The sequence below is a fragment of the Dactylosporangium sp. NPDC005572 genome, assembly GCF_040605515.1.
Classification (GTDB): Bacteria; Actinomycetota; Actinomycetes; order Mycobacteriales; family Micromonosporaceae; genus Dactylosporangium.
Genome location: NZ_JBEXCY010000312.1, coordinates 1 through 10,194 on the forward strand (window position 1 = coordinate 1; position 10,194 = coordinate 10,194).

The 10,194-nt window shown below is 68.8% G+C and carries 7 protein-coding genes; 3 read left to right on the forward strand and 4 right to left on the reverse strand.

Annotation, left to right across the window (positions count from 1 at the left end; translation table 11 throughout):
- Window positions 1-623, reverse strand: a 623-nt coding sequence (locus ABZS66_RS57855) for a TIR domain-containing protein (protein WP_354772921.1), incomplete at its 3' end; no start/stop codon positions are given.
- Window positions 620-2,257, reverse strand: a complete 1,638-nt coding sequence (locus ABZS66_RS57860; RefSeq protein WP_354772923.1) for a hypothetical protein — start codon at window positions 2,255-2,257, stop codon at window positions 620-622. The genes ABZS66_RS57860 and ABZS66_RS57855, both read right to left, overlap by 4 nt.
- A 186-nt stretch (window positions 2,258-2,443) precedes the next feature.
- On the opposite strand from ABZS66_RS57860, the gene ABZS66_RS57865 reads away from it, so the two are divergent.
- The gene (locus ABZS66_RS57865; RefSeq protein WP_354772925.1) at window positions 2,444-3,061 is read left to right on the forward strand and encodes a hypothetical protein; all 618 of its coding nucleotides are present in this window, start codon (window positions 2,444-2,446) and stop codon (window positions 3,059-3,061) included.
- A 569-nt stretch (window positions 3,062-3,630) separates the two neighbouring features.
- A complete protein-coding gene (locus tag ABZS66_RS57870; protein ID WP_354772927.1) occupies window positions 3,631-3,984 on the forward strand; it encodes a hypothetical protein in 354 nt (117 codons plus the stop codon).
- Window positions 3,985-4,316: 332 nt separating this feature from the next.
- On the opposite strand, the gene ABZS66_RS57875 is transcribed toward ABZS66_RS57870, so the two are convergent.
- Together ABZS66_RS57875 and ABZS66_RS57880 are read right to left on the reverse strand one after the other, a co-directional pair.
- Window positions 4,317-4,457 carry a hypothetical protein gene (locus tag ABZS66_RS57875; RefSeq protein ID WP_354772929.1) on the reverse strand — a complete coding sequence of 47 codons (141 nt, stop codon included), beginning with the start codon at window positions 4,455-4,457 and terminating at the stop codon, window positions 4,317-4,319.
- Between the two features lie 307 nt (window positions 4,458-4,764).
- Window positions 4,765-7,896, reverse strand: coding sequence for a discoidin domain-containing protein (locus ABZS66_RS57880; protein WP_354772931.1), 3,132 nt, complete (start codon window positions 7,894-7,896; stop codon window positions 4,765-4,767).
- A gap of 1,078 nt (window positions 7,897-8,974) precedes the next feature.
- On the opposite strand from ABZS66_RS57880, the gene ABZS66_RS57885 reads away from it, so the two are divergent.
- Entirely contained in the window at window positions 8,975-9,157 is a 183-nt protein-coding gene (locus ABZS66_RS57885; protein ID WP_354772933.1) for a hypothetical protein, read from the forward strand.
- Window positions 9,158-10,194: the final 1,037 nt, after the last annotated feature.

Consider the following 10,194-nt stretch of genomic DNA (forward strand, 5'->3'; position numbering starts at 1 on the left):
GGGCCGGTGACCACGCGCAGCGGCGGCCCGGCGGGGTCGGCGGCCCACGCGGCAAGCGACTCCAGCTCCGGCTGTGGCCGGTACGGGAACACCTCGTGCTCGGCGCGTAGCAGGGCGGCCGGGCCGACCGGCGCGACCGGCCCGGCCGGTGGCTGGTGCAGGGCCGCCAGAACCAACTCCGGGGCGAGGGCCTCGACGCGACCGACGAGCCGCTCCAGGTCCGCGTAGACGGTGGTGCTGGCCATGCCGAGCCCGATCCACCGGGTCAGCCCGCCCAGCTCTGCCGGCAGGTCCGCGCGGTGGGGCATCTCTGCGCCGTCGAGCAGGATCGGCAGAATAGGCTTGTCGTGCTCTATGCAGTACTCGATCTCACGGCGGACCCAGTCGCCCGGGTCGCGCAGCTTGGCCTGATCGGCGATCCAGGCGTGGTCGATGCACGCGATCAGCAGCGAGCACCGCTCCAGCCAGCCCTCGATCGAGCGTTCGAAGTGCACGCCGGGCTGGTTGTCGTGGGCCGCCTCGAAGACCAGCCCAGGCCCGAACCGGCGCTGCAGGGTGGTACAGACGAGCATCGGCGCGTAGGAGCGGGCCATGCCGCGATAGTTGACGAAGACGCCGGTCATTCGCGGCCTCGCTGGTCGAGGTACGACTCCGCGTGCAGCAGGTCGTGCAGGACGCGCGAGATGGCCGGCAACGCGGGCGCCCAGTCGGCGCCGGTCATGGTCAGCTCGACGCCGGGCAGAGCCGCAACCTCGGCCGTGAACAGCTCCACTCCGACGTCGTCGCCGACGAACAGCCAGGCGCCGCTCTGTCCGGCGGCCTTGAGCGTCAGGCCGCGACGGGCGCCGGCCGGCGAGCCGCCGAGATCGAGGTACAGGCCCTGAACCCGCTGGCCGCCGAGCTCGCCGGCCAGCGCCGAGGCGCCGACGTCGACGAGCCAGATCAGGGGGCCCACCGCCCGCAGTGCCGGCAGCCAGGCCGCACGCCACTGCGCGTCGTCGAGGCAGCTAACGGCCACGCAGCAGGTAAGGTCGCCGCGGCCCGCCCAGGCCCGGGCGAGCGCCTCCGCGTCGGCGGGGCGGGGCAGCCGGGCGAACCAGACGGCGTCGGTCTGTGTGTCCGTGCCGTCGTCGGCGACCGACCGGACGCCGACGACCGGGCCAGCGAAGGCGGCGAGGACGGCCGCCTCCGACTCGGGGAAGACGTACCCCGCCCGCAGCCGCTCCGCCCGCCGCGCGCTCAGCACCAGGTTCGGTCGGCCCTGGATGCGGGACGTGGCGTCGACGACCCGGAGCACCTCGTCGACGCCGACGTCCGCCCCGACGGTCACGAGCCGGCCGGGCCGGGGCAGCGCGGCTAGCCACAGCCGGGCGTGCGCGAGCACCATGCCCGCCATGCGGCGCTCCTCGGCGTCAGCGGCGGCGTCGACCACCAGCCGTGTCCCGGGTACCGATGCCTCGACGAGCGCCGTGAGCCGCGCCGCGGTGGCCAGGTGGCCGTTGGTGCCCAGGACGGTCGCGCCCGCGCGGCGCAACACCCCGGCGACACCGTCGTAGACGGTGTCCTCCCACCGCGCCCACGCCGCGTCGAAGGCCTCGTCGAGCGCGGCCCGTCCCCCGGCAAGGTCGGCGTCGATCGCGGCCAGCCCGAACTCGGCGGCGACGGTGGCATCCGCAGCGGCCGTGATCGCCAGCGGCAGCCCGGCCGGAGCGCGCAGCAGGTGCTCAAGGCGCTCGTCGGGGTGGTCGAGGCGACGCAGGTCGGCCAGGGCGATCGGCCGCGGCCACGCCGCCGCCATGTGCTCCAGCACGTCGCCCTGCATGCACGCGCGGGCGAGCGCCGTCGCGGCCAGAGCGCGCCGCTGGGCGCCAGCGACCGCGGCCAGGTAGCGATCAAGGCGCGCGACCAGGCCGGCATAGTCCGGATAGGCGGCGAGCACCGGCTCGGGCGAGCCGAAGCCGGCCGCGACAGCGCTGCAGCTGGCGAACGTCGCGAAGGACTCGTGGGTCGTTCGGCATCGGTCCAGCAGCGCCTCGAACAGGCGCTCCCATCCGGGCACCTGGGCCGCAACCAGCATCGCGCCGCCCCACGCAGTCGAGGCGGTGAGCGCGATGTGCTCCGCCTCGTGGTAGTGGACCAGCCGGTCAGCGAGGTCACCGGCACCGCGCAGCCGCAGGTCGACGCGGCCCGGCCGGTAGCTGCCCCAGGCACCGTCGTCCCCGGCCGTCAGCCACAGCGCCGCCAGGTGATCAGTCATGGCCGGACCACCGTACTGCGCCGGCCGCCCCAGGCTCTGTCCGGCGCCGGACAGAGCCACCCGGACGGGTCGGCCGGACGACGGTGGCCAGACGCTCCCGGCCCGGTCTCGGGGCCGCGCCGCCACACCCCGCTCCGCCGCCGGACAGGCCTCGCCGGACAGCGGGCGGACGCGCAGGCTTTCGGCATGTCCACGGTCTCACGAACGGCGCCGGCCTGGCATCGCTCAAGCACGCCGCTGAACTGCTCGATCTTCCTCACCGACATCGCGGGGTTCGGCGATCGCCGCCGGACCGACGACGACCGGCTGGCCCTGCGCGCCGCGCTGCAGCGGCTGCTGGTCCGGGCCTTCGAGGACTGCGGCGTGCCCTGGTCGCGCTGCCTGCACCAGGACCGCGGCGACGGCCTGCTGACCGTTGTGCCGCCGACGGTCTCCACCGTGCCGCTCGTCGACCCGCTGCTGCCGCGCCTCGGCGACCGACTGCGCCGCTACAACCGGCGCTCCGCCGCGGGGGGTGGACTGCGCCTGCGCTCTGCGCTGCACGTGGGGCCGGTCCGGCGCGACGGTTCCGGCTTCCCGAATGAGTCCATCATCTTCGCGGCCCGCCTGCTCGACGCCCGGCCGTTGCGCCTGTCCCTCGCCGAGTCGGACACCGACCTGGCCACGATGGTCTCGCCATACGTCTATGAAACGGTTGTGCAGCAGCTGCGCGGCGCGGTCACCCCGACCGCCTTCCGCCGGACCCGGTGCACAGTCAAGGGCGTACCGATCACCGGCTGGATACGCGTGTCCCGGCCCGGCTGACCCTCACGCGAAGGGCCTTTCGGCCTCGGTTCGTGGTAGTGACGACCGTTGCTCATTGGCAGGCACCGGGACCGACGACCGCTCGCAGAGCTCGCTCAAAAGCCGTCCTCGGTCCCTTCCGGGGCCGTCGTTCGTTGCGGTGTGCCTCAAGGCCGGCACGGGCCGAGACACCAAGCTCGTCGCCGCCTGACCACCAATCTCGCCAGCGCCTACCGGAGCGACAACGATCCCGCCGTCGCCGCAGCCCCTGCTGCAGCAGCTCCCGTCAAGCAACGGCCGGTCGCGAGACCACTTTCTGGCTCAGCTGGAACGCGCGAAGGCCGATCTAGAATCGGGTCGGCCGGGCGCCGCGGTCGCGCTGCTGGAGCCAGCAGTCGCCGAAGCCATACAATGGCTGGGCGACGCCCACCCGGCCAGTCTCGACGCCAGGCGCGCCCTCGGCGTCGCGTACGTCGCCTCCGCTCGCCCAGCCGACGGCGCTCACATGCTCGAGTCCGTGCTTCGGCGGAGGACGACGGCCCTCGGCCGCACGCATCGAGACACCCCTAGACACCTGGCATTACCTCGGCGTGGCACACGCGAACACGGGCGCCGTCGACCGCGCGATCCAACTCCTTGAGATGGCAGCGATCCACTGCACCGCAACACACTGCGAGCATGATCCCGACACGGTACGGATTCGGGCCGACCCGGAGCGGCTTCGCCACCGCCGACCGCGGGGAGCGCCCCGAACACAGTTCCGCCTGTGCCGGGAAACGCAACGAGCGCTCACCGAACTCGGCCGCGCCGTCGCGACCAGCGCTGGGCAGACGGGTACGTCGATCCAGGAGATCGCGGGCACCGTAGCCGACGCGGCGCGGATCGGCGGGCGGATCATCGCGCTGACCCAGGCGGCGCTGGACCTGATCAGCCCACCCCGCTGACCGAGGCCACTTGGCCTGCCTGTCACCCTGGCGGGCCTTCGGCGCCGGCGGCCTCGCCGTCGGGTTGATGCTCGGCGCGACCGTCGGCGGGATTGCAACCAGCGCGGCTAGAACCGCGACTCTCGCTGCGGCGACAGCGCCTTCGCCGACTGTCACGACCTACTACCGGACGGCCACCGTCTACGTGACCTTGCTCGCCGCGCCGCCAACAACGTCCGCCATTGCGGCGTCCGCCGGGCCGGCGACGTCGGTCGGTGCGGCATCTATGAGGTGAACGTCGACATCGTGCCCTGGACGTAACAGACGCGCGTGCCGGTGATGTCCCGGAACTGCTACTGGGAACGGATGAAGGACTTCGGCGGAGGCGTCGGGTCGAGCGCGGCGAACGGCAACGTCGAGCCGGGCTCGCCGGTCACGGTGAAGGACCACGGGTTCCAGAACATGTGGCCCGAGCGGCGCCTGGGGCGCAGCATGGTGAGATCCGCGGCGGCGTATGTGAGCGCAAACGGTTGATCGACGTGGTTGTCGGGACGGCGTGGCGCAGGTGGCTCCCACCGGGACCACCGCCCGCCGCAGCACGGCCGTGGCCATGGGCACCGGCAGCGAAACAGGCCACTGCGGCCATGTCCGGGTCGAAGAACGCATCAGATCCGGCAGTGGACGCCGGCTCCGGTCGGTTCCCGCCTGGGTCGTCGCCGCCAACGTCGCCTGGCTAGGGCTGTTCCGTCCCCTGGTGCCGGGCCCGGTGGGGAGGCGGCTGGGACCGCCTCCCCACCGCGGTCAGTTGCCGTAGACGTTGAAGTCCCACAGCGAGTAGCCCCACTGGGTGCCTCGCTGGGTGCCGTAGATCCGGACGTAGCGGCCAGTGCCGGTGACGGTGAGGTCGTCGATGCCACCGTCGCCGGTGGTGGTCGTGGAGATCGTGGTCCAGGTGTTGTTGTCGTTGGAGACCTGCACCTGGTAGGCCCGCCCGAACGCGGCCTCCCAGTTCAGTCGGACCCGGTTGATCGCATAGGGCTGGCCGAGGTCCACGGTGATCCACTGCGGATCGGTGTAAGTGCTGCTCCAGCGGGTGGCGGCGTTGCCGTCGACCGCGTTGCCAGCGACGTTGGCCCCGGCCTCGGTGCTGGAGGTGGTCACCGGTCGACCCTGTGCCCGGTCCTGCCCGACGGGCGGCGTGCCGCCGGTGGTGATCCGCAGCGCGTCGACCATTCCCACGGATGTGGTTTTGTTGACGATCCGGATTGTGTGCTGTCCGTTGCTCAGTCCGGTCTTCGACCAGACGACGGCTTGTGCCTGTCGTGGGCCGGAGCTGAAGAGGTTGACGTTGGCCTGGAACACGTTGTCGAGGTAGACGTCGACGTTGCCCATGTCGCCGTTGCGTTCGGAGAGGTACTCGATCCCGGTGCCGGTGAAGGTGTACGAGGCCGCGGCATTGACGACGGTGGTGTGGTGGACGTCGTCGTTGTAATCGCCGTAGCCGCGGGCGGTGCCGTGGTACCAGCCGGCGTCGTAGGTCAGGTCGGTGTCGTTGACCAGTCCGCTGCCGCCACCACCGCTCAGGCCGAGGACGGAGGCGGTGTTGCGCAGCGACTTGGCGTCGTTGTTCTGGGTGCCGGTCAGCGTCGTCGCCGAGTAGCTTGTCAGCGGTTTCGCGGTCCGTTCGACCAGGTACACCGTGTTGGCGGTGGTGGCGAAGGTGAGCTCCGCCGCCGTGCTGGTCTGCAGAACGGCGTTGTCGCTGGTCCGGCGTACCTGAACCTGCTGGTTGCCCCATGGGTTGACCACCCGGGCCTGGTTGCCGAACTGGCTACGGATACCGACGTACTTGATCTCGCCGGCCTCCCGTTCCGAACTGACCAGGAAACCGTCCTTGGCCAGCAGGGTGAACTTGCCGACAAAGCTGGAGTCCGTCGGGACCGCGGGGAACACGCGGATCTTGTCGTTGTAGCTCTGCAGCAGCGACTCGTTCATCGCGGCCAGGTGGATACCGAGGTACTCGAAGACCCCATTGGTGTTGCTGGTCATCCCGTTGGGGTAGTTCTGGTACTTCTGCAGCATCGTGCGCATACCGTTGAACGCCTGGTCGCCCAGGCCCAGACGGGCCGCGTGCACATGGTCGTTGGCCCACACGTTGCCGTACGGGAAGGGCCGCACGTTCCAGGTGTTGACCGCGGTCTGATAGTCGGGGAAGCCGATGCCGGTACGGTCGTAGGGCCAGACCAGCTCCAACGACACGTTCTCACCGTTGCGGATCTGCGCGCTCGGCGGGTCGTGCGGCAGGTACGCATTGTCGGCGATCTGGTACGGCCACAGGTTGTCGACCAGACTCTGCCAGCCGGCCCGTAGCCCACTGTCGAGGCCCAACTGCTGACTGGCCTGGATGGTCAGCGGCGCGAGGAGCCGGACGGCGGCTAGGTCGGTGACGGCGTTGCGCACATCCCAGTAGGTCTCGTGAGCGTTGCTGGACAACATCTGATACTTGCCGTTCACCAAGGTGAACCGGTTCTGGTAGAACCGCAGCGCCTCCCGCATGTACGGGTAGGCCACGTCACGCAGGTAGGCCAGGTCGTTGGTGTACCGGTACTGCAGATACATGTTGTACGCGGCCTCGGTACCGGTGGAATAGGTATCGTTGACGAAGTCGCTGTTGATCGTGCCGCGGGCGTTACCGTCCCAGCCCATCGTCTCCGGCACCCACAACGAATCGGTGCCATACCTGGTCTGCGTATACGCCCTCAACGCGGTGAAGTTGCGGCTGTAGAGCCGGTTGAACACCGCCATCATGTCGGCGTGGTTGGAAGCCAGGAACGAGTTGTAGACATCCCGCTGGTTCCAGTACCAGTAGCCGTTACTCCACTTGGTCTGATCACCGGTAGCCCGGAACACCCCATTGATGAAGTGAACCGGGTAGTTGCCGTAACCACCAGCCGCGATCATGTACGTGGACAGGTAGTACACGTTCTCCAGATAGTCAGCGTCACCGGCCGAGTTGGAGTACTGCACGAACGACCTGGCCCAGAAGTCGTGCCACCAGTTGCGGTAATTGGCGACAGTGGCGTTGTAGCCGGTGGACTTGACCGAGGCGAGCTGACTCCTGGCCTGAGCGACCGAGTCCAAGCCGGGCGAGTTGATCCGGCTCGCCGCAGTGAACCAGATGGTGTAGCTCGACGTCGGGGTGATACTCAACCGCACCCGAGTGCCGCTGACCACCGAAGCACTGTACGCGGCACCCTCAACGGTAGCAGCGAACGTGTAGCCGAAGTTGTTTGGATCGGCCTGCCCCCGGCTGAACCAGGCACCCGACGAGTCACTGCCGGTAGACACCGTCCGCCACGTCGTCAGATTCGGCACATCCGCGGAATTGCCGACCGAATTCGGATCCCACAGGCTCAACTCCAGCGTCGCACTCGACACTCCACCACGGGTGTCATCGACATGGATACCCATCACCTCAGAGTTCGGCGAACCCATCACCGTGACCGTGCGGTTGGCGTCGTACTTCGTCGTCAGCGTGCCATCATAAAGCGACAACCGCTGCTGAAACGCACTGGAGCCCGAATCCAGCGACGGGCTGGTGTTGAAGTTGAGCATGCCGGCGGCGAACGCCGACTGCTGGGATAGGTCCACACCGGACACCTGGGCGGTCAGGCCGTTCTGCGCCCAGACCATCGCCCCGGTACGGCCATTGCCGACAGTCAGGCCGTGCAACGGGTTGGTGTTCGGGCGGTTGTAGACGATGTCGTGCTTGGACAGGTACCCGGCGTAGTTGACATTCATCGAGCCGGTCGAGGAGTTGAATGCGGCGTCCGTCGACGACGCGAGGACGGGAGCGGCGGGAGCTGCCGCGCCCAGACCGGCGGCGACGAGCGCCACCACAACCAGGCGTGGTAGTGACTTGCCGAGGCGCATGGGGGGTGACCTCCGCGATCAAAGAGGGGACTTCGGACACTTTGCAGTGATATACATCGATGTTATGTGAACTGGGCGGGGTCCAGGTCGAGCCAAGTGGTGGTGCATCTTGGGGACAGCATTCTTCGGTGAACATCTGAACGAACGTTGTTGCTTCGGTGGACCCGCGGCCGGCAGGCTGCCGGCGCCGGACGATTGCGTCTTCGTGTCCGGGATGACACGGGACCGGCGGGCCTGCCGAGGATTAGTGCGGACGTTGCGGGATTTGAGGGGTGACGTCTCCCGGCACAGCCGATCAGTCTGACGACGGAATTCCGTGCCACCGGGCTGGCGTGCCGGTCACCGCGACGCGACTATGTGCGGCCGACGGGCTAGTCATGACGACCCCGATGCCGTGCGGATGCTCCACTTCGTGCGGGTGGACCGGATTGTGCCGGTCAGCCTGATGCTGCAGGCGCATCCACGGACAGTGGCGGCCGTTCGTCAGCGGTGTGCCGGAACTCTCCGGCTGGGATGGGCGGGGAGCGATATGCCGATCGTGCCAAAGTCCGTGCGGCGTCGTATCGGCTGCCGTGACTGGCTGTTGGGCCGGGGTCACGAGGTCGATGACACCGTCGAGTGGCGGCTGCGACGACGGCGGCAGGAGGTCGAGGTGCGGCTGCGCACGGGCCGGCTCCGTGCGCGGAGAGGCAAGTTCGCATCATCGCACACCGGACCTCGGGCGGGAGATCATGTGGCGGTCGCCGGCGAATCTTCGTCGCTGGTGATGAAGCTTCGTAGCGATACAACGAATCTTTCAACGGGTCCATCGGATGTATCCGCTCCGCAGACCGCCTCGGCGGGTTCGTGTCGGGCACCAGTCCGGGCAGGTGGCCGACGTTGCAGACGTCGAGCCTGCCGGTATCGAAATGACTCGTTGCTGGTGGAAGCGGTGGCGCCGTCACCATGGATGACGCCGACGCGTGCGCCCACCAGGACGGCGGCGACCGACAGTAGGGCCAGTTGGCGGGGCTTGCCCATGGTGCATCTCCTTTCCTGCGCTCGGCCCGAGACCATTTGAGAGTGTCCGGGTTGTCCCGTGGAGCTCTCCGCGACGATTTTGGTCGATGTGGCGGCCATCGACGCAAGCGGCTGTGTTCAGCAGTTAACATGGGATGTCTGTCTCGCGTCAACCTCGTCGACGTCGGTTTTGTTTGATCTTCAGGGGGAGTCGTTCGGGGTCATCGCGGTGCGAGTTCTGCCCGGCGGTGGCGTCGAGTAACACCAGCGCTCGCTCCTTTGACGGTTCGATCACGAAGCTCTGAACAGCAGAGACATGCCGGTCGCCGATCGGTGTCGCAGATTTCCGTGCTGGCGCTGGTGAGCCTGCGACACCGGGGCTCCGCAGTCGGCCTGCCGGACCCGGGGCTGCCGGATACATCGGATGACAGCGATTGACAGATTCGTCACGGCGGTGCAAAGTTTCATCGACACCGACGAAAGTTCGGCGACTTCCGTCATTTTCCCGCTAGTGGGTGCGGCGGCGCGCTCCTCGTGATCCGAAGGAAGTCAGTGGATGCGCAGGCGTTCTGACATCTCCGCCGCTGGCACTGTGTCGGTCCCATGGTGCGAACCCGGCTGTTGGTCAACCGGGCCGCCGTCGGGTCTCTGGGCGACCTCCGCGCTGGTCCGCAACGCCGACGACACGGCGAGCCTTTGGGCTACAACCGGTACGTGGTCGCCGAGAACGGCGGCGCGGGCACTCGCTGCCAATCGGGCGGACGTCGGCCCCTGGGAGAAGTTCGAAATGATCACGTTGTAGCAATCCGTCGGGCCGGGTTCGTCTGTCCGGCCCCGTCGAGCCCTCGGAGCCGGACCTTCGGCGAGCCGGTTCCGAGCTCAACCTCTCTGGACTCCCTCCGCACCGCATTGGAGTCCGGCGGCCGGGCGTTCCTGGCGACGCTGTCTGTACGGCGGCCTGGCCTGGAACGTTCGGCCCCTCCCGAGGGATCGCGTCTCGGCAGCACCCGTCGCCGAAGCTCACCAGGCGCAGCCGCTTCTGACCGGCGGGTCGCTGGGTGGTTCGTGCGCGGCCCAGGGGCAGCACCGCATACCATCCCGACCCCCCAGAACCGGAGAGTGCCATGGCACGAAGTCCCCGCTCGCGTATCGCCGCGAGCCTTGCCCTGCTAACCCTCACGTCGGTTACGGCGGTCGCCGTCACCGTGACCACGAGCTCCGCTCCCGCGGCGGCCGCACCGCCGCCGACCAGCAGCTTCGAGAAGGTGAAGCTCGACGGCGGCCTGTCGATGGGCGAGC